At 52.8% G+C, this 20,403-nt stretch carries 16 protein-coding genes; 4 read left to right on the top strand and 12 right to left on the bottom strand.

Annotated features, from left to right (window positions below):
* Window positions 1–11: 11 nt before the first annotated feature.
* The 4 genes from ACR0CZ_RS18665 to ACR0CZ_RS18650 all read right to left on the bottom strand — a co-directional run bounded on the left by ACR0CZ_RS18665 (window position 12) and on the right by ACR0CZ_RS18650 (window position 4,431).
* Window positions 12–1,064 carry a hypothetical protein gene (locus tag ACR0CZ_RS18665; RefSeq protein ID WP_480537267.1) on the bottom strand — a complete coding sequence of 351 codons (1,053 nt, stop codon included), beginning with the start codon at window positions 1,062–1,064 and terminating at the stop codon, window positions 12–14.
* Between the two features lie 96 nt (window positions 1,065–1,160).
* Complete coding sequence (locus tag ACR0CZ_RS18660; RefSeq protein ID WP_480537266.1) at window positions 1,161–1,685, bottom strand: hypothetical protein; 525 nt, start codon at window positions 1,683–1,685, stop codon at window positions 1,161–1,163.
* A 393-nt stretch (window positions 1,686–2,078) separates the two neighbouring features.
* Window positions 2,079–3,401 carry a methylamine utilization protein MauJ gene (gene mauJ / locus ACR0CZ_RS18655; protein ID WP_480537265.1) on the bottom strand — a complete coding sequence of 441 codons (1,323 nt, stop codon included), beginning with the start codon at window positions 3,399–3,401 and terminating at the stop codon, window positions 2,079–2,081.
* 781 nt (window positions 3,402–4,182) lie between these two features.
* Window positions 4,183–4,431 carry a hypothetical protein gene (locus ACR0CZ_RS18650; protein ID WP_480537264.1) on the bottom strand — a complete coding sequence of 83 codons (249 nt, stop codon included), beginning with the start codon at window positions 4,429–4,431 and terminating at the stop codon, window positions 4,183–4,185.
* Between the two features lie 383 nt (window positions 4,432–4,814).
* Here ACR0CZ_RS18650 and ACR0CZ_RS18645 point away from each other — a divergent pair, with 383 nt between their 5' ends.
* The 3 genes from ACR0CZ_RS18645 to ACR0CZ_RS18635 all read left to right on the top strand — a co-directional run bounded on the left by ACR0CZ_RS18645 (window position 4,815) and on the right by ACR0CZ_RS18635 (window position 7,423).
* Entirely contained in the window at window positions 4,815–5,366 is a 552-nt protein-coding gene (locus tag ACR0CZ_RS18645; protein WP_480537262.1) for a recombinase family protein, read from the top strand.
* A 306-nt stretch (window positions 5,367–5,672) separates the two neighbouring features.
* Window positions 5,673–6,932 (top strand): ImmA/IrrE family metallo-endopeptidase, encoded by a 1,260-nt coding sequence (locus tag ACR0CZ_RS18640; protein ID WP_480537261.1) that lies wholly within the window; start codon window positions 5,673–5,675, stop codon window positions 6,930–6,932.
* A complete protein-coding gene (locus ACR0CZ_RS18635) occupies window positions 6,932–7,423 on the top strand; it encodes a DUF4411 family protein (protein ID WP_480537260.1) in 492 nt (163 codons plus the stop codon). The genes ACR0CZ_RS18640 and ACR0CZ_RS18635 overlap by 1 nt, the downstream gene beginning before the upstream one ends.
* A 225-nt stretch (window positions 7,424–7,648) precedes the next feature.
* Here ACR0CZ_RS18635 and ACR0CZ_RS18630 read toward each other — a convergent pair whose 3' ends face one another.
* The 8 genes from ACR0CZ_RS18630 to ACR0CZ_RS18595 form a co-directional block, all read right to left on the bottom strand.
* Entirely contained in the window at window positions 7,649–7,981 is a 333-nt protein-coding gene (locus tag ACR0CZ_RS18630; RefSeq protein ID WP_480537259.1) for a hypothetical protein, read from the bottom strand.
* Between the two features lie 372 nt (window positions 7,982–8,353).
* A complete protein-coding gene (locus tag ACR0CZ_RS18625; RefSeq protein ID WP_480537258.1) occupies window positions 8,354–8,668 on the bottom strand; it encodes a hypothetical protein in 315 nt (104 codons plus the stop codon).
* Entirely contained in the window at window positions 8,665–9,237 is a 573-nt protein-coding gene (locus tag ACR0CZ_RS18620) for an HGGxSTG domain-containing protein (RefSeq protein WP_480537257.1), read from the bottom strand. The genes ACR0CZ_RS18625 and ACR0CZ_RS18620 overlap by 4 nt, the downstream gene beginning before the upstream one ends.
* A gap of 256 nt (window positions 9,238–9,493) precedes the next feature.
* Window positions 9,494–11,776: an AAA family ATPase gene (locus tag ACR0CZ_RS18615; RefSeq protein ID WP_480537256.1), complete on the bottom strand. Its 2,283-nt coding sequence runs from the start codon at window positions 11,774–11,776 to the stop codon at window positions 9,494–9,496.
* Window positions 11,777–12,130: 354 nt separating this feature from the next.
* Window positions 12,131–12,832 (bottom strand): hypothetical protein, encoded by a 702-nt coding sequence (locus tag ACR0CZ_RS18610; protein WP_480537255.1) that lies wholly within the window; start codon window positions 12,830–12,832, stop codon window positions 12,131–12,133.
* Window positions 12,795–15,986: a hypothetical protein gene (locus ACR0CZ_RS18605; protein WP_480537254.1), complete on the bottom strand. Its 3,192-nt coding sequence runs from the start codon at window positions 15,984–15,986 to the stop codon at window positions 12,795–12,797. Before ACR0CZ_RS18605 ends, ACR0CZ_RS18610 begins: the two co-directional genes overlap by 38 nt.
* Window positions 15,987–15,989: 3 nt before the next feature.
* Window positions 15,990–17,387, bottom strand: coding sequence for a hypothetical protein (locus tag ACR0CZ_RS18600; RefSeq protein ID WP_480537253.1), 1,398 nt, complete (start codon window positions 17,385–17,387; stop codon window positions 15,990–15,992).
* Window positions 17,388–17,850: 463 nt separating this feature from the next.
* The gene (locus ACR0CZ_RS18595; protein WP_480537252.1) at window positions 17,851–19,107 is read right to left on the bottom strand and encodes a tyrosine-type recombinase/integrase; all 1,257 of its coding nucleotides are present in this window, start codon (window positions 19,105–19,107) and stop codon (window positions 17,851–17,853) included.
* 320 nt (window positions 19,108–19,427) lie between these two features.
* On the opposite strand from ACR0CZ_RS18595, the gene ACR0CZ_RS18590 reads away from it, so the two are divergent.
* Window positions 19,428–19,766: a DUF6538 domain-containing protein gene (locus tag ACR0CZ_RS18590; RefSeq protein WP_480504104.1), complete on the top strand. Its 339-nt coding sequence runs from the start codon at window positions 19,428–19,430 to the stop codon at window positions 19,764–19,766.
* Window positions 19,767–20,403 lie beyond the last annotated feature (637 nt).

Raw genomic sequence — 20,403 nt, 5'->3', positions numbered from 1 at the left:
GTTCGTATAAATTAGGACTGTAGTCGAAAGTCGACCCTGGTTATCGCACCAAGGACAAGTCTCTCACTGAACCCAAAAGCAAAGATTATAAGAAAAAGAGCAGACATCTTGTTGCCTATATCGATGAGTCCTAAAGACATGATACAAAGTCCGATGAGACCTGATAACGCGCCGATCAATGGCCTGACGAGTGTCGATGAGAGGCTCGTAAAGAGATCTGGGATTTTTCTGCCCGAGGAAAAACTCATCATAGAACTCAGTGTCGCGCCGAGAGCACCCAATAGCGCGATCATCCACAAAGGTCTAAACACTGCGTCACTACCCGCTTGTGCGATTACCGCGCATTTTGAGAGACGTGTTTCGGCATCCGAAATGTGGGCACAATAATCCTTGAAAAAGTATAATATTGCCACAGTTCCTAGCCCAAGCAGGATAGCCAAAACTGCCAACATGAAGCTTAGCCTAGATTTGCTTATGAATTGGGCTTCTACGTGATTGTCGCGGATCTGCAGAGCGGACTCGAGGTAAGCAACGGACGTCTTCTTGTCACTCTCTTCGAGGGCTTGTTTCGCGATATTCAGATTTTCTGAGATAAACTCTTTGAGCTCTTCAAACTGAGGCGTTTCTATCTCACCTTGCAATACACTAATCTGGGCGGCCATTTCCTCGGGCGACTGCAATCCTACAAAAATCTGTCTTGCATCATGCAAAGCAAACATCGCGTGGTTATTGTTTTCCAGGCTTAGACCGCGCCGGGCTTCATCGATAGCGGCCCTTACAGCCATTATCCTATTCGCAACTTCGGGATTTGCTTGAGGATCTACTTCTGCAAGATCAAGCCGCCCAGCCAGAGTTTCGATCTGATGTGAAAGAAATCTGCGGCGGGGTTTCTCACTGAAATTGAATCGCCGTTTTAGCCAAGTCCAAAAAGCCGTTGCATCTGAATCTTCGTATGGTCGGCGGCAAGTGAAGCGCTTCTGAGCCGGAGGTTTTTCGTTATTCAAATCAGATATCTCACTACTTCGTTGCCCGTTAGAAAAAGGTAATTGCAGGAAGACGGGCATATTCCTCTAGAAACTTATCAATCTAACTGTTGGTAGTATAAGCCAACCCTCCTAGAGGGCCCAATGTTAAAAGGCATTCTCTACTAAAAACTCAACTCAATGCAAATACTTGGACTCCGGATCATGCGTCCGAGCAGATAACGTAGTCTTTGGCCTGGCCAGCGCGCTGTTAAAGTCGAATAGACCGTACATGTGCATGTTATGGATGTTGTGCAAAATGTTTTGTAGAACGTGAGACACAGCCAGCGCGTTAGTAACGTTCCACGGAGCCCGACGGGATTCAACCTTCGTTGAATGGTCCAAAAGACCCTCAAGCGCATCGAAGCCACCGTTCACGAGATGCGTGGCCAGAAGCCTTGGGTATCGTGTCAGAACGTTGCGCCGCGCAAGTGCGACTTCCCGCCTGAGTAACCATTCGTGTGGCACACTTTCTGGGCGCTTAGCCATCATCGTACGGATCTCAAAAAACGCATGTCCGAGATCGTAGATCGAAAGGCTGAACTGCATAGCTCCGCTGGTCTCGTCGATTTCGCTTGCGTTGAACGTGTGAAGCCACATCAATGCAGTCTCTGCCCGTTTCTCTGCTGACCGATTGAACGACTCTTCGTTCGTGAAAAACATCTGCTTGCCCCTTTCGGCTGTTCGCTCTTGGCGAATCATTCGCAGATGAAAATTTGGAGAAAAACAGGGAAATTTGAGGGGGTTTCTCGATAGCTATTTGCAGTTTCGACTGCTTCGGCGGAATGATCTTAAAGGTGCTGAGCGTTTAACTCGCTAACCATGCCGTTCATTTGTCGAATTTTTCAAAGTTAAACCGAATTGGGGCCTGCCGACATTGCTGGCTTATGCAGCGATCAGCAGCAGCAGCAGAGAGCCCGAAAAGACAAATGCTGCGGATCGTCCCAAGGTCGGCGAAGCGCATGAAGCGGGCTTTGCAAAGTCTTACTATCTGCCCTTTTTTTTGCCATTGATCTGGCCAGCAAGTTTCTGCACTGCGGCCCGAGCAACGATGGTTCAGCGTGATCCACTTCCCTCAGATGGCTTGATTATTTCTCGGAACAGATTTTGCCACTCCCCATCCTCCTCCTTATCTATTGCTTGATCGATAGTGGTTCTGTCGGTTGAGAGGACTTGTACAAATATGTGTCCTTGGTGTTCCTGGGCACGGCTTCGCAGCCGCTCGAGCATCTCCCTTTGCTCGCTTTGTCCATATGATAGCTTACAGAGCTTGTCGTATTGGTCTTTCGTCATTCGTACTACAGACGGCAATGCGCTTTGAGGGGGGCCGGGAGGCTTCATCTCCACCTTAATAGAATTAGAATCCAGATCGAAGTAGCCGTCTTTGTCGGCCGGGAAAACCGTTTGAACGTGTGCCACTGCGCTCATTTTGTATTGTACGTATGTTTCTGGTGTTCCCATAACGACTTGTTCTTTGAACAACTCTGTTGGGAACTGCATGATCAGTGCCTTCCACAAGATTCGCCCCAAGACATCGACCACATGGTCGTCTGAATCGGGCAAGGCGTCTTCGATTTCTTTGAGCGTTGAACCATGCATCAAGCTATTTCGCGTCCTGTCGAGGAGATCGAAAGTTCCAGCATCACTGTCGGGCGCAGCTTCCTTAACCAACGCACTGATTGCCTGTTTTGCATATGGCCGATGCATCGGATGTTTTTCACACTTCTCGCAGTACAGTGGTTCTCGACAGTGCGGGCATTTGTCATGCACTTTCTCTGTCGGCTTGTTGAATTCTGCCACGATCTCAAGCGCGAACCAGAAGTAGGTGAATTGGTCGTCAGGCGAAGATGCGTCAACGCCTATCCTGTACCAGCGAAGCGCCCGCTCAACGGCGGGAGGTATATCGTGCTTCAGCAAGAGCTCTATGGAAGCCGCATTTTCATCTCTAAGAAATGGTTGTGGATCATCATATTCAACTTTCTTACTCCACATCAGAGCATCCCTCATCCTCATTTCCGAGGGGTTGCTTCCGTCTATTATCTTGCGAATCCGATGCTTTCGAAATCCAGCACCTGTCGTGAACGCGAGCATATTCAAGCAATGGGCCATAATGTCATCGACGCTCTCTTCTGCGGACTCCAAGTTTGGGGCTTCAAAGTAGATTTGTAACGATAGCAGAAACGGAGTAGTGAACTCTGTCCGTGGGATGTTTTTTATTCGGGCTTTGAAAGCTCCTGCTGGATCGGTGATTGTCAGTACGCGATCATCGGAGATAATCGAAACCTCTGACATAATTTCATAGTGCGCAACACATTCCATAAGCAGAGCCTGTTGTATCAAGTTCTTTTGCTCAGCTATCAATTCAAGGGATCGATACAAGCCTTGCACCTCGAGCCCAACCTCAAGCACATTCTTCGGGAAATCAAGAATGCTGGCTATGCCGCAAATAGTGCTTCCATTGAACTCGGCTTGCTTTGAAATATCGAATGGTCACTTCGGGCGGGCCTGCCGTTATTGCGTGCTATGATGCGGACGGGGGGTTTTTCCCTCGTTGCTGGCTTTCATTGCGGCGAGACGAAGATCTGGACCGGCGCTCAGTATCTCAAAGTTGTTTGCTGGACAAACTGAACGGCAGTAATGGGTTTGGGCAGTTTTTCCCAATGCAGTTGAGCAAGTTGCTTAGCTTTGCTAGGTCTGTGCTGCTGTTTTTCCTAGCCCGCTCTTATTGCGACCCTGACGGTTTCCAGCTGAATTGAGATCCCAATGCGGAGAAAGCAATGTTGAGATCTGCGTCTATAATCGTCCTATTAGCACTCGTAGCCTGTACGGGCACAAATGAGCGGCTAACAAGGGAATATCAAATTGGTGAAGAATTAATGATAGATTGTCGCGATAACGGCAAACGCTGTTCCGAATATCTTGATTTCAAGAAGCGCTTTGAGGAAAGCGTAAATAACATAACCACGTTTGAAAACAGCCTCGCGGTACACAAGGCGAGGGTCGCTAAGGGCGGTGCGGTTTAACGCGCTCAAAAGTTCCAGATCTGTGCATTTTTCTTCGCGACCGGTGCGCAGGCTTTCGGCACAAAATTGGTCTATACCCCAGGGGGCGGGGTCCGAATTTCCCGGGCCCCGCACGCTGTCAGAGAAGCCGGAGCCTCTTAGACTTTGGTCAATTCCAGCGCCAATTCGAGCGCCTCTTTCGCCTTCGCACTGATCTCTTCGTTCTCAGATTTTGCAAGCCTGTCTAGCTCTCTGAAAGATTTGATCATGTATTCGTGGCTCCCGTTGATTGCGATACCTTCTAGATCGTCGATCCACTCTAGCGACGATGCCGTCTCTTCGGTTTCTTTGTAGGCGCGCGCTCCAGCGACTGCCTGGCGGAAATAAGTCTCTTCATTTTCTGGCATTCGGTTCTCCTATTTTGTTGCTGTGCGTGAATCTTAGACAGATGAGAACCTTCAAGTCATGTAGTTTGTTGTTTGCTGACAATGGCTTACAGCGACATACAAAGCAGACATTGTATTGCGTTTGTATCCCACCAAACGGATATACGACTGAATTTAATACTTCGAACCGACCGACAAACCGGACAAATAAATACAAACCAGCAGACAACGCCGTACAAATCGGTGAATTCATCTTTGAAAAAAGTTGCTACGCGCCGGTCTCGTTAGGGTACACCCCACCAAAACGAAGCGATGAGACGCCAAAAACGTCTTAAATAAGTGTCTTGCAATTATCGAGGTGATTCTTATATCGAGTCTAGAGCCAAACGAGACATGGTGAAAAAATGAAAATCGGATATCGCAGAGTCAGCACGACAGATCAAAACTTGGACAGGCAAGAGCTCGACGGGTGTGAAAAGGTTTTTGAAGAGAAACTGAGCGGTGCGAACCGTGATCGGCCAGCGCTTCGAGAATTGATCGACTTCGCCCGAGAGGGAGATGAGGTCATCGTTCACAGCCTCGATCGTTTGGCGCGAGATCTACGCGACCTCAAAGGCATCGTGGACGAACTGAACGATAAGGGCGTCACGGTTGAATTCTTGCAAGAGCGGCTGAGCTTCTCACCCGATGCGGACGATCCGCTCTCAAAGCTGCAACTGCATCTGATGGGCGCGTTCGCTGAATTCGAGCGTTCCATGATCCGCAAGCGACAAGCCGAAGGTATTGCGAGAGCAAAGGCCAAGGGCGTCTACAAGGGTCGCAGAGCGACGATAGATCGCGAAAGGGTCTTAGAATTGCAGGCCCAGGGGCTGGGCGCAACGGAGATAGCCAAGACGCTCGGCATTGGGCGGGCGTCGGTCTATCGGGTTTTGAAGAACGGACAATCGTTGATGTAAAAATGGCGTCTGGGTCAACGTTCGCTGGGCTGGTGGCGCTAAAACCTCAGATGTTTAAAAGGTGCAATGGCGTTGTCTTTTGTAAGCTCAGCGTAGACAAATTACACAAGAAAGACTCGCCCGACACAGTGCAGACATTGGGGCTTCTCACGCAGGCATCAGGGAGTTTCCTTTAGGCTGGGTTCACAATATACCCGATAACGCTAAGCAGTGCTGACTGTGATATCTATACACTAGGCGTCGTCTGTAAAGTGTCCTACATCTCAAGTATTCAAAGAACAAATATCCAACGGCGAAGCATGACTTATGTCCATTAAAGTCAACCCAGATGTCCTGATATGGGCACGCGAGACCGCCGGTTTCGCGTTGGAAGATGCTGCACGCAAGCTGTTTTCCGATGGAGTCCGTGAGACAGCTGACCAGAAGCTGGAGGCACTTGAAAGTGGCGACAGAGAACCATCCCGCGCACAACTGAATAGCTTTGCCAAGTTGTACAAAAGGCCTTTGCTGGCCTTCTACATGGAACAACCGCCACGCACCGGACGTAGGGGGCAAGACTTTCGCCAAAGCCCGGATAGCCGTACAAAGCGCGAAAATGCTATGTTGGACGCTTTGTTGCGTGATGTGAAGGCTCGGCAAGAGGCCGTAAAAGACATCCTCGTGGATGACGAGGATTTTTGGCAGCATGAATTCGTAGGTTCCGTCAATCTAAATACGAGCGTTGAAGCCACAGTAAAATCCATTTCCAACGAACTTGGGTTCGATTACACGGATATGCAATTGCGCCGCGGCGACCCTGACAAGCTGTTTAAACGGCTACGTATGGAGGTGGAAGACATCGGCGTTTTTGTATTGCTGTTGTCCGATCTCGGTTCCCACCACTCTACAATTCCGTCCAGTGTATTTCGAGGTTTTGCAATCGCTGATGATGTCGCCCCGTTCATTGTGATTAACGCAAAAGAGGCCAAACCGTCGCGCTCCTTTACGTTGATGCATGAACTTGCCCATATTTGGCTTGGAACGACCGGAGTAAGTGGTCAAGCCTCCACCGCTACCCCGACGAGCCAATCCGCGAAGATTGAACGGTTTTGCAACGATGTGGCTGGAGAGTTTCTTTTGCCAACGGCGCACTTCCGCAAGGGTATGCCCGACTTTGACCCTGACGATAGCAAGAGTGCGGAGGCCGTGGTCGATGGTATTGCCTATAAATGGTCTGTCAGTGGTCCGATGGTCGCCTACCAACTCTATAGAACAGGTGATCTAAGTAGAGATGCATATGTTCGTCTTCGTGGGGTGTATTCCGCGCGTTGGCAGTCGGCTCTCAAGAACCAAAAAGAAAAGATGAAAGATAGCGACGGACCAAACCCGCACGTTGTGAAATCTCACAATCTGGGCAACGCACTATTGGAGGTCGTCTATCGCTCCGTACGCGGCAATGCGCTTACCTACACAAAGGCGGCAAACCTTTTGGGGTCGAAACCATCTGCGGTAGAGCCGTTGTTAAGAAGGTACGAAGCGAAACGAAAAAAGGGTGATCTGTTCTCCAATGCAAGCGGGGCGCATTGATGTTCCTAATTGATGCCAACGTTTTGATAACTGCGAAGAATACTTACTACCCGTTAGAACACATCCCCCAGTTTTGGGAATGGCTCATTGTTCAAGGTGATGCTGGCAGGATCAAGATGCCGCGCGAGATTTATGAAGAAGTGTCCGGCGGTAGCGATGACTTGGCCGAATGGGTCAAGGGGGAAGACTCAAAGGGAGCGCTACTTTTAGATGAGGACGCGGACCCCGCCTTGGTCCAACAAGCACTACGTGATGGTTATCAAAGCGATGACGCGAAATTCACTGATAGCGAACTGATCAAGGTAGGCCGGGACGCTTTCCTTGTCGCCTACGGTCTTGTCAGTGGCGACAGAACGGTTGTAACGAAAGAAGTCACAAAACGAACCAAGCGCCTCGGCGCGACACGGCTACCAGACGCGTGTGACGACTGCGCCGTGTCTTGGTGTGATGATTTCACGATGTATCGCACGTTGGATTTCAACTTGCGTTGAAAGACCAACCTGGTCGGAGAGCGCAACCAAAGTCTTGGTTCAGTGGCGCCCGGCAATACGTAACGGAAGTTCGGGCACTGCCCCATTCTCGGGTGGAGCATTGGGAATCAAAGCTACCGGTCAACAACAGTATTCGACCGAACCGTCAAAAAGGGCTCACAGTACGCACCAGATGAGCAATCATCTAATGGTTTTGATTGAACATGTCGGGACTGCATTCTGAGACTATCGTGGCATTTGAAGGTATTCGACGAAATCCTCGACCATTTCGTAACGATAAACGTCGTTGTACCGTATATCCAAGAGAGCACCATAATTCACCATTACTTTCAGTTTACCCAACAGTTCTTCGTGGTCTTCGTGGAAATAGATAAAAAATGGGTGTTCTTGCCCACCGTATCCCCACTTCTTGCTGAACGCGATTAGTTCGCGTGTAAACGGGCTGTCCATGATGTCATTTCGCATTTCACCTACCAACTCCGGCACCAGTTTCTCCAGTCGTTCGTAGCTTCTCGATACAGCGACCGAAAACCCACGCAAACCGAGATAGGCTCGCATTTCAGCTAACGTTTTCCACTCGAACAGTTCAGAAGTCGGGTAGCTAGAAATGTCAACGTCAATCAATCTGCTGCATGTCTGACAAAGCCAGATACCATTTTCCGGCGAAGATCGTTCACCAGACGTCAATTTACCATCGTATCTCGGACCACCCTTTGCGGCAGCGGTTATATGCGCAGCGACACCTATACTCGAAGTACTCTTGCCCCCATCCGGCCCAATAGTGGGTCGGAGACAAGTCGGGTTAGAACAACGATAGCCTGCTCTCTGTGCGATTTTCCGAACAACTGACGGCTTAAACTCGTCGCGTGGGCTCATCTACTCAATACCTCTTTTTGAATGACGGTTTTCACAAAGACTAGAAAATCTTCATCAGGAAAACACCCCATCCGCATCCGACCCAGTCGCCGCGGTCCGCATTGACCTCTCCAGCTTGCGGATCTGCCGATCGATCTGCTCAGGCGACATCTCATAAAGCTCTGGCTGCGTTTCGTCGTCTGTGCGGCCAAAGAGGCCCGATGCGCGGTATATGGCGTTAATCGTGGCGCTCTTGGCTTGTGCGGGTGCCTTTGGGTCTCTCAAGAGCAGTAAGGCGGCGTCAGTGGCCGCTTCAAGGCCCTCTGTCTTGATCCTCGCCTGAGTGCGGGTCAGCGCCTCCTCGGGCGTGATGTCGTCTCTGTCGGTCATTTGAACACCTCTGGCAGTTCGTCTTCGTCGTATTGGTCGAGTTGCAGTTTTTGAGCCTGGTCTTCCAGCCTTCGGATCTGTGCGTCCAACGCGCTGATCTCGTCACTGATCGGCTTATCGTCTTTCCGGAGATCCTCGATCAGCTTTTTGGCTTTTCGGCCGTCTCGGGCTTGTTGCCGTTCCGCGGGAGTTCCGGGACGCTTGGCTCTCCGTCTGATCTCATATTGCTCCAGCTCTTCCGACGTCATTTCAGCGATGCGCTCTTTCAGTTTTCTGTCCCGGATCGCCAGGCTCACTTGTTTGACCTTCAACCGAGATGAAGCAGCGCCCTTCTTCGGCCATTGGCGACGATGCCATTCTTTTCCCTTTGGTGTGGCTCCCCCGTGATAGCGGCAACGCAGACCTTCCTCCGACACGGGTTGTTGGCACGGTTGCCCGTCAGTGCGTTTCTTCGCTCCGCATTTTGGGCCATTCGCTCGTTTAGCCAATGCTTTCTGTAGGCCGCGTTTTCGTGCTTCCTTAAAGTAGTCGCTATTAATAAACGCCTGGTGTCTTTTGCTATGCGTCATTCCTAACACGTCCGATTAAGGTTTATTGCATCAGACAGAATGTCCGTAGCTTCAGTTGGCTTGGGCAAATGCGCCAATGAAATTTGCGCCAGTGAAACTAAACCCTCGTGCTCCGCTGCTCCGCCGCTGCCTATAAGGCAGTGGCAGTGGCGGTCAGCGTTCGGAAGAGCCACCAATTGCGCCACTTGCGCCACTGATCCGCCACTGGATTTCTCCACTGGCGTCACATTAACCCCGGACAAAATGTCTGTATTTCTCACCCGAAAATCCCCTCATCAGTCAAATTGCGATCAACCAAAGCCATCGAATTTACAAAGATTCCTTTCCGGGTCTTGTTCTGTTTGACCGATTTGTATTCGCGAACCTCGATGATATTGGCCGACATCCAGCCTTTTAGTATCTCGCTTGCTTGTGCCTTGGTTCGATTGAACGATGAGACGAGAAGGTCACCTGCCCAACGAATTTTGTCCTGGGTTCTGATCGAAAAACGCTCTCCGTCGTCAGTTCCCTTATCAATCAATTTCAAAGCTTCGGCTTCCGCATCGTCGGAAAGACCATCCCACGCTTCGGGCAATTCAAACGGTGTAGCCACTTGGACGCTATCACCTTCCGGATAGTCCTCATCGCCGTTTTGGAGGCGCTGGGATGCAAGCTTGATCCACTCCGCCCGTTGAGCAGGTGGAGCCATGTTGTTTTTGGCATCATCAACTCGCACATAAAGGCGACGTTGTTTTTCGTCGATACCAAGCTTTTTGGCTTCTTCTGCCGACATCTGTGACATCGTCAGCACCGATCGGGCTCCGGCGCCCTGAGCCGAACCGCCGCGAAGACTATCCATATCTCCGGCAACGCCACCTTTCTTCACGTGATGGACGAGGACAACGCCGGCATTGGTCTTCTCAGCGATCTGAGCATAGAGGCGCATGACCTCGTCTTGGGCCTCGTTGTCATTCTCCTTGACGCGATGAGACCGCAGAAACGGGTCGACGATCAGCAAATCGATTTCGTTTCTATTCATTTCAGAGACAACCGCATCGAAGTCTGGTTCTACAACGAAATCGCCATCTCCGTTCTCTTTCACGATCGAGAAGCCGCGGTCCCGGCCGCTGTTTACCCGCAAAGAGTCCAGCACGGTCGAGTCAAGTTCATAGTGTTGCAACGCCGCGCCGATCCGGCGTTTGATTTCCTGCATGTCATCCTCAAGATTCAATATCCAGACCTTGAGAGGTTTGACCGGAATATCCCGAAGGAGCGCTTCGCCAGAGGCGCAGGCAAGGGCCAGCGCGGTGCAGAATGCAGTCTTCCCGGTGCCACCAGGCGATGCAATAAACGTCGTATATTTGCGGCTAATCTTGTACCCATAGAGCCATTGTCTTGGCGGGATATTCGTCAGATCGTCGAGAGTTATCCGCCCAGCAACAAGAGAATTATCGACATCTTCGCCTTCTGTGTTCTGAGGCGCAAACATCTCTCTATGCCTATCTTCGACCCGCTTTTGCTTGGCGATTTCTTCCAGATCTACGGGTTTCAGAAGAGATATCGCGGCATGACGTTTCAATCTCCTGTAGCCGATCCTGATCGGCGGCTTGGCACGAGCGAAGTTACTTTCGACATAGTCAGGATCGTTTTCACCGTCATAGCGGTCGCACCACTCCCGAAATAGCTCCAGTGCGAAATCCTCGTTACCCGGACCCGCGGCGCCTTTGATCGCGTACGCTATCTCGATGAAATCGTCGCGGTCAGGGTATAAGGCATGAGAATTTGGAATCCTGTCGACTGTTTCGCGCAATTCATCAAGACTTGGAGCCATGAGATCTTTGGGATCTGGCGCTGGTCCTTCATAGTTTCTCTGAAACCTATTTGATTTGACCGGGAACTCTTCGAACACGGCATCAAAAAACGCTTCAACGTTCTCTGGGGTAACCTCCGGAAGCTCGTCGCGTGCAGGGAAGCCATTTGGCCACTCATAGGGCTTGCGGGTCTTGGGATGCATGCCATGGATAACGAGGTGCGGATTGTCTGAAATTAGGTCGATCCCAGGCCATTTGCCGTCAACTGGCGCATCATCAAACTTTGCATGTCGTGATGTGATTGGTGCTGACGAACGGTAGGGCAGAGCCACCTTTGGCCATTGCCCAATACGGGGAAAGGACTTTCCGAGATGCAGCTCCGCCAGTTCCTGTAATCGGGATGACTTGTCAGGATCCATGTGATCGATATCGACAAAGAAAAGCGTTTCGTCGCCACGCAAGCCAACACCAGCGCCCCAATCGTTCCACTTGTCCAAGTCTTCTTCTCGAGCCTCAGTTTTATGAAGATTTCGTCCGACCCAGGTTCCATCCTCCAAACGCGAGCCCGGTGATTTTCCCTTCGCTGCGGCACTTATGTTGCTGGAGGTTGAAATTTGCGCGTCGGGTGGAATGACAGGGAGAAGTCGCTCGTAACCTTTGCGGCGAGCATAGCGAAACGGATTATTACCCCAGTCCGAAACGGTCTTTTGGGTTGCTTCGAAGACATCAGTATTGTATTGTTCCTGCACGATAATCTCTTTCTGGCGTGCTCGCGGTAACGACGCGACACGCCTTTTCTTTGTTCCCTAGTTGCTATTGACGACAAGCCTGAAAGGGCGCGTCTTGCTTTGACGCTTTGCCTCTTTTCCGGCGGTCAGTTGGACGGCCTCGGACCGTTCTACCAGACGAGTTACGCTCTCGACTGAGATTACGATTTGCTGACCACCGGGTAGTCTTTTCGCTTCTAGCTCACCCGCTCGAATCCGGTCATTGAGCGCGCCTTGTCGAAGCCCGAGAATGCGGCTCGCATTTCTTGGTGATACAAACTGGCATTCTTGCCAAGGGATAACTGCGTTTCGCACCTCTGCCATTCGAATCTCCATTCATTGTTCCCACCACTGTTTTCGGCGTCCGGAGTTTTGACAAAAAGCACGATCTTCACGGTATTTCTCGGAACTCTTGTGCGCGTTCCAGAACTCGTCGAAAAACGTTTCTCTTAGATGGGCGAGCGCGAGAATTGAGGCGTCGTCTTCGCGTCGGTAGAAAGTGGAATAGACATGGAGGCCGCGCTTATACGCGCCCCGTATCGTGTCCGGTTCGATCCCGGGACCTAATAACTGGGCCAGGTTTGTGAAAACGCGATTGTCGCTGGCTCCTGGGTATAGCTTGCGTTCCTCGACGACCAGAAAGACCACGAACAAGCAGAGCGCGATATCGATGCCGCGTTTACGTTTCCGCCGCGGTTTCTGGCTTTCCCAAGCGAGCCGGAGGCATTCTCCGATGATCGAGACCAACGCTTCATGGCCGAGTTTGTGTAATGGGCCAAGGTCTGCTGTCGGCTTTGCCCCAGACCTTTCCGCCTCACCCCTCAAAGCTATTTCAGCGAACCCGCGCCAAGTCTCAATGCGTGACGCTTCATCATCTGGGCCAAGCTCAAAACGTTCGACGATCTCGGCCAGTGTTGAGCCGCCAATAACCGGGTATTCCATGGGGGAAATCGATAAATGTCCCATAGTCTTCCTTTCCAATCTGTTACCTGGAGTAAACTCAATCCGCGAGGATGAGATCGAGCAGCTCGTCTTCATCGGAGGCGACGTTGTCCGGGTGCGTCTCGTTGATCTGCCGAAGCACTTCGAGAACCTGAGACGCCCGCACACCGTATCTCTGTGTGATCAAGCGGCTCGAATAGGCCATCTCTGCAGGGTTGAATTCTTCCAGGATGTTGGCGAGCAGATCCGGGTCGTTGGCGACTGATGCCGTGAGCTTTTCAAGCGCGATACGACGTGTTTTCACACTCAAATTGCGCAAGCCGTCGGCAACCCATCCAGTGAGTGCGACAGGCACCGCCATACGACCCTGACCAACCGCCCGGATATCTGCAGACGCTCGTCTCGCTGTGGTCGCAGCGCCCCTCTGAGCCTCTAACCGCGCCATAGACTGAGCTGTGCCAGATCGGCCGGCTGCGGCTGTTCGACCGGGTGTTGCGGCCTCCAGTTGCCGGAAAATGTCTTCAATCACTTCGAAAGAGCGGAATTCCTCGCCGGGCCAAAGTTCTTTGGCAACTTCTCTCACCTTCGGGTCATTGAGATTGTTGACCATCGCCTTCGCGTTCCAGCGCGGTTCGCCTTCGAGCGTCGTTGAGAAACGGCCTTTTCCGGAGCCACCGCCGCTGCTGTCGATCCACTGCCAAAAACCGGCTCTGAGGTCCTGACGCGCTGTCTCGGTGCCTCCGGCACGTTGGATCAGCTGGCGCGTTCGATCGGCGACACTGCCGCTGTCAGAGCCGCGGACCAGGTTGTTGATACTGCCAACGGCATCTTCTGGAGCAAAGCGTGTGTATTGACCTTCCGGTCCTTTGCCCCCGGGTGTGATATCGCGCCGAAGCGTTTCGGCATTCTTCGTGGCCGTATCCAGCATACTGCTCGACGCGCCTGCCTCTTCGAGTGCTCGGCGCGTTTCTGGGAATTGCTCAAGCTGTACATTGTAGTCGGCCAAGAACCGAGACAGAGCCTCTGGTGATTTGAACGCACCACGCCGCTGCGCTTCTGCGACGAGTTGATCTTGAATCGCTCGACGTACTTCCGGCGCATCACCGGCTTCTGCCATCAAACGCTGAAAGTCCGTATCGCCCGCATTGGCGCGTACAAACCGGCCGGGCACTGCCTCATCCGGAAGCTGGTAGCCCCGCAGATCCGTTGCGCTCGTGCCGCGGCCTGTTTCCGCCAGTGTGCGCCCGATTGCATCCGGTTCTTCAAAACGGCGCCCGGCATCGGCCCGCAAACGCCGTGCGTCGTCGAGCGCCTCCATGCTCTCGCCGCTAAGCTCATCCCGCAGGAAATTCTCTGTTTCGTTCTCATAGGTAGAAAGCAGGCGTTTCTGCTGCGGGGTAGCGGATGGGCTGCGCCTTGCTTCAGCCAATCCTGAACGGACGCTGCCAACCTGAGAGGCCGGACCCATGACCGGCGATCCGTCCGCACCGTCTGACATGATCAACTCGACCAATTCATCCGTTTCATCCGCGGAAGGCGGTGCCAGTTCGTGAACCGTCTGCACCTCATCCGGCATGAAACGGCGAGCCGCGTTCAGTTCTTCGCTTTCTAGCCGCGCTGTTAGATCATCAAATCGTTGCCGCAGCCTCGAAAGATTCACCAGTTCCCCGGAACTCTCGGCCCTTTGCATCAGATCAGAAACCTCCTGCAAAGCGGCGTCACGGGCGTTTTGAAGTTCGGCTCGGATAGCGGCTCCACGACCCGCAGCGGTCATTTCAGGAGTAATAGCCTGCAGCGCTTCGTCGAAACGGCGCTGTGCATTTTCGGCGGCTTGCGTGGAATCTATTAGTGCCGCCTCGATGCCTTGATCCAAATTGGTTCGGAAGCGCGCGGGATCGCCGGTTGGCGCCAGTTCATCGACCCGAGCGTTCACAGCTGCGTTGTTCTCTCGCAGACGGCGGTTCTGGGCCCCGGCATAGTTCGCGGACGTATCCTCCGCGAAAGTCTGGAGGCCGATATCACCAGTGCGCTCCCCGATACTTGCCTGATAGCCCGGAACGATCTTTTCCAGATCGGTTCTGGTTCGCAGCCTGTCGACCAGATCCGACGTATCGACGGGTTGTCCAGTATGGTTGACGGAAGTAGCGGCGTCTATCACGTCTTCGGCTATCATTTGGCGTGCTGCATCGTCTGCAACCCGTGGGCTGGTTACACTGGCGGCAATTCTCCGGAGTGGTTTGATTATGGCGTTGGCCAACGGAACTCCCGCCGAACCGGCAAAGGAACCAGCTAAGTCGGACGCCGATGTGCCCTTTCCATCCGAAGTGGCAAGCTCGTTGGCGGTCTGCGCGCCGACGCCAGCTGTCGCCGCCATCGCGACTTCCTTGTTTGCCACTTTCGAAGCGGCACGGCTGATCGCGCCGGTTCCACGTTTCGCCAGTTGCGTGCCGAGAGCAAGTGGACCGGCAGAGGTGCCTATCTCTTCAAATGTTCTTCGCGTAAAGCGCTCACCGCGATTGCGCGGTTCAAGTGGACCGTTACGATCGATTCCAAAGAGTGATCCAAGCGCAGTATCGACAGTTTCTCCTGCTACATGATTGATATTCTGACCACCGCCACGGGGCACGATTGTGCCCTCGTCTGTCTCTACCGGGTCAGTCAGATAATCAATCGCGTGCCCAATTCCAGGCAAAAAGGTTAAGCTACTGACATACCCTTGCTCGAACGCGGACGCATCCGGATCGCTTTTGATCTGCGATACGGGACGGATACCTTGAGATCCAGGTGCCAGGTTAGCCAACATTGGCGAGGCGTTCAGCGCGTCGCCAGTTGCTCCCAGCAAGTTGCCCAGGCCCTCGGCAGCACCTTCAATTGCCAACGTCGGATAGCGCACAATTGGTTCGACATAGTCGGCCATGATCGCTTCGAGTGTGCCTCGATCGACACCTGCGGGTTGACCTTCAAGGATCTCGCCAACCTTCACCGGGTCGATGGTCGAATATGCAGGGGATGTGTACCCACGGTTCCCGTTTGGCGTCTCGTAGACGACACCATTCTTGTCATCTTCCATAAGGATTGTGCTGCCTTCTGGAAGACGTCGCTTTGGCGGTGCTGATTGCGGTAATGCGGGCGTTGTGTCGCTTGATCCGGACATCGAACCGGCAATTTCAAGGAGCCTTTTCGCCCCTTCGCCATCCCCGGCCACATCTGCTTGACGGGCCGCTTGCATCAGCTGCTCATAGGTAGCCATATCTCACTCCAAGCCGTATTTTCGGAATAGTTCGGCGTCACTCAAAGACTGAGGTGCACCCGTGTCGGCTGGCGCTGGGGACGTTTCACCGCGTAGCTGCGCGCCGTATGCCATCCGGTCATGCAATTGCGGCTCCAGAGCATCTAGCACTGCGAGAACTTTTGAGTTGCCAGCTATGCCGCCGTCATAAAGGCCAATTTGCCGCTCCAATTCCCGGACGTTAACCTCGCCTCCCGGATCTTGAGCCTTGGCCTGTAGATAGGCCATCTCCAACGCATAGGCGGCTGCCTGTGCGAAGGCCGGATCGTAGTCACCCGAAGCCCCAATTCGAGCGGCTAGCGCTCGGGCCTCCTCGACGGAATCGATCGTTCCAAACGCTGCACCGGCTTCGTCCGCCGCGGCGACCACATCCTGTGCAAGACCACGGATCATGCCAGGAATCCCCATAATCCCGGGGTTCTGTTCCAAGAGTTCACGGAACGCGCTAACTCTTTCGAGCCCATATTGGGCCTCTGCAATGATCGCATTCCCTCGCGTGACGTTCGAGGTTGTCGCTCCGAAACCTTCTGACGTATCGCTGATTTTTCCCGTTACTGTTCCCGCAGGTAGAACTTTCCGAGTTTGCGTATCGACCCACACCCGCTGTTCAACGTCGAATTCAGCCGTACCGGTCTGACCGTCCGGGGTGCGATAGGTCTCCAATTCCGGAGCGGCTTGTGCGCCTCGGTTAATGTATGGGGTTTGGCCGATCGCATCTGTCCGGGTCGCGATGCGCGGCCCATCGGGTGTCTCGATCGTTTCGACGTTCACTTCGCTTTTACGTGCGTTCGCCAAATCCTCTGCACCATAGTGATTGCCCTCAATCGCTTCGAGTAGCAGTTGCGCTTCGACCTCATCTTCCGAAGGCAAGGGAGCTGGCGCGCCGAGGTCTGCACCTGATTGAGACGGGAACGACGGGACATTCAGAGCCTCTGCGATCTCCCGAGATATTCCGGGCATGACTTCACCGTGTTTCAACACCGTATCGCCCATATCGAATATCGCGTCCAACACAGCTTGGTTGTAGGCCGCTGCGTTATCCGCCTCATTGTTCAGTCGAGACATTTCGGCAGCGACGTCCTGGCCACGGCGAGCTGTGGCGTCCGCTGTATCTACGGCATAATAAGATTGGTTCGGACTCCACTGGCCAACGGCTATTCCTTGCTTGTCGAAATCATCCCCCGCGGCGTCCCACAGCTGGCTCAGACGTTGCCCTTCGGCGCGCGCGTTGTTGGCGCGTGCAAACGCGTATTGTTCGCTTGCGGAGGGGGGTGCAAACACTTCGGCAAGGGACGATACCGAAGCTGCGAGGTTCGGATCATTAAAGTATCGACCGGCGAGTGGGTTGATGCGAGTACTCATTCCTGGCCACCCTCAATCCATGCCAAGACATCGCTGACACGATAGCGAGGCCTGTTTTCCAGATAGGTGATGCGTGGCCCTCTACCCTCTACCGGCCACCTTTTTAGGGTCCGCTGTGAAAAGCCCAGAATAGGCGCAAGTTGTGCGCGCGTTAGGAAAGCCGAGGGCGGCAATGAGTGTAGGTCAATGATTTCGGTGTTGCGGGCACAGTTGGCCGTTCCGTCGAGCATACGGTCTCCCCTCTCTGACCACAGAGTTTGCAGCCATTTCTGGTAAGACCTCGCTACTGCATCCCATCCGTTCCGCCGTTTCGTCCGTTCCATTGCAGCGGGGCAAGGCTATGTCACGGAAAGGGTACGCAGCGTGCTTTGAAATGTCAATCAGGGATTCAAATATAGTTGTTTAATATCAATGGTTTATGTATGTCACTTGTATGGCAATCAATGTGGTTAACTGGCTGAATTCATTCAGCTCTTGCCGCAAGACTCACAACGTGATTTCCCCAAACCTGGAACGCACTTCTTAAGCCTGCTTCGCAATCATCTCGATTATATCGGGCTTCCAAGTCTGAACGCGCATGGCCTAATGCCAACTCGGCGATTTCAGTATCAATTCCCAGTCGCGACAAACCAGTTCGAAAAGTCCGCCGCAGATCGTGAAATGTGAATTGGACACCGCAGTTTTTCACAAATCCCGGGGTGCCGGGTTTCCTGCCGCCAGCGGTTCGCTTGTCGCTCGGGTCCATTATTTTGCTCCAGCCAGACATCGGGCCGCCAGTACGCGTTGATGGAAATACATAATCCGAAACCAGTCTTTCTTTCCTTAATGGTTCGAGCATCGCAGCCAACTCATCTGATATGTAGATCGTGTGACCCCTTGCTTGTTTTGTGAACGTAGCAGGCAGTTCAATTTTACCCGCGTCCAGATCAACCATTGACCAGAGAAGCTTTGCACCTTCGTTTCTACGGCAACCTGTTAGTATCAAATAACGCACTAGACGCCCGAATGAGGTTTCTGGCTCTGCGCACGACCAAATGGCGCGAAGATCTTCGTCAGTGAGAGCGCGGCCCATCTCCGATTTCTTGACACGTTCTGACCTAGTGTCCCGACGGCGCCGATATCCAGCTAGCGGGTTGACCTCCAGAACACGCGCATCGAATGTGCACCAGTTTAGGAATGTAGAACATTTCGCTCGAAACGAGCCACCGGCAGTGCCCCCGCTTTCGCGATCAAGTCGTTCTATTATTTCAGCGTACTCCCAAGCCTTGATAGTGCCTATCTCACGCCCCATCCTTGATCTTAGGCGGCGTCTTAAGAGGCTCATCACTTCCTTACGCTTCACATATTCGCGGCTTTCCAAATTCGTTTCATAGCGATTCAACATTTCTTTTACAGTTGATCGTGTGCGCCGCTTTTCTTCCGCGCGCTCCTCGTTCGGGTCCACCCCCGAAGCGACCCTACCCAGAACTGCGAGAGCCATCCTTCGCGCATCTTTCACTTTTGCGATTGAACTTGGTGATCCCAGTTTGAACCGCTTAGTGTTGGCCGCGCGCCCAAGCCCAACAGGGCGGTAGGCCACAACATAGGACATGCTTTTACCCCGAACCCTAAGACCGAAGCCCGTGACATCGGTATCCCAAATGACGAACTCTGAATTGGTCTCCAGTGGGTTAATCGAACGCACGAAGGCGTCGGTTAGTTTTCGCTTTTCGGTTTCCATGTTTCTCTCTCGGGCAGCACCGGGGCAGCACCGATCATGGCACGCCTTGTCCCCTCAGTGAACCGAGCGCGTATTTATTGTCAAGAAAAACAAATAGTTGATGACCCGCATGGCATTTTACGGAACTTCCCGTCACCCCAGAGCACTCCCTTGGTAAGGGAGAGGTCGAGAGTTCAATTCTCTCCAGCAGCACCATGATTTCCTTATTTACATCAGAAACTTACGATAAAACAGCGGCTTGCGCTTGCAGTCTCCTACATAGGAGTTCTACACAGTGACGCTTATCATGCCTACACCAGGCAAAAACAAAAAACAGCGGAATATACTACATCAGGGTGCGAGTTCCGGCGGACCTTAAGGGAATCGTCGACCGTGCCGAGGTGTCAAAGTCACTCCGCACCAGAGACCCTGCAGAGGCCAAAGAGAGAGATGCGGCTGAATACGCCAAAATCCAAAAGCAGTGGGCGTGCCCGCGGTCAAAGCCTGAAACCCTCCCTTTGAAAAAGATCGTTGCTCTTTCTGGTCGCGTGTATTTCCGCCTGATGGAAATGCTAGATAGTGAACCGGGTGAACCTGAGATATGGAACCGTGTACTGCACCTGAGCCAACAAGCGGAAGCTACCGAAGGCGGCACTAAAATGGTACGGAGATGTCGCTGACGAGATCCTGGCGGAAGAAGGTATTGCTGTAGACGAACCGACGCGTGCGCGATTACTACGTGAAGTCCACAGGTCTTGGATGCAGGCGGCTAGCCAGCAGTTGAAGAGAACGGAAGGCGATTTCACCCCGGACCCTCAGGTCATGCGTTTCCCCGAATGGGAACCCGAAGGCGTATCAAAAAGAGGCGGCAGAAGGCCCAGCACTCACCCATCTCACGGAGCGGTGACAGAAAGATCACCTGAGCAACGGGAATGTATGCAACGATTGAGACTTCGCTCATAAGAAAGACACGTTGGCTGCCTATCCGGAGCACGAGGATATCTCTCGAGTAAGGCCTAAGGACATTGCAGATTAGTGTGACTACCTTCGAGACGAAAAAGGATTGAAGCTACCGATGGACGATCAATAAGCGCTCTTTAGGTACCGACGAGGTGCAGTTCTGTCTTTGCACTAATGCATGCCGCTGCCGCTTCATGGAACTAAAGCGGTACGTCCACATGGGTGATGACGTGGTGGACGATTATGACGACTTTGAACCAGCTGCGGAATGGCCAGGGCCTGGGCTGAGATCTCCCGTCAAGGTGCCAGACCGGTCTATTTCAATGTGATCCCTACGGGACCTTTTGGTCACCATCG

It is taken from the genome of Ruegeria sp. H9, assembly GCF_056532915.1.
This window is presented reverse-complemented; position numbering and strand designations above follow the sequence as displayed.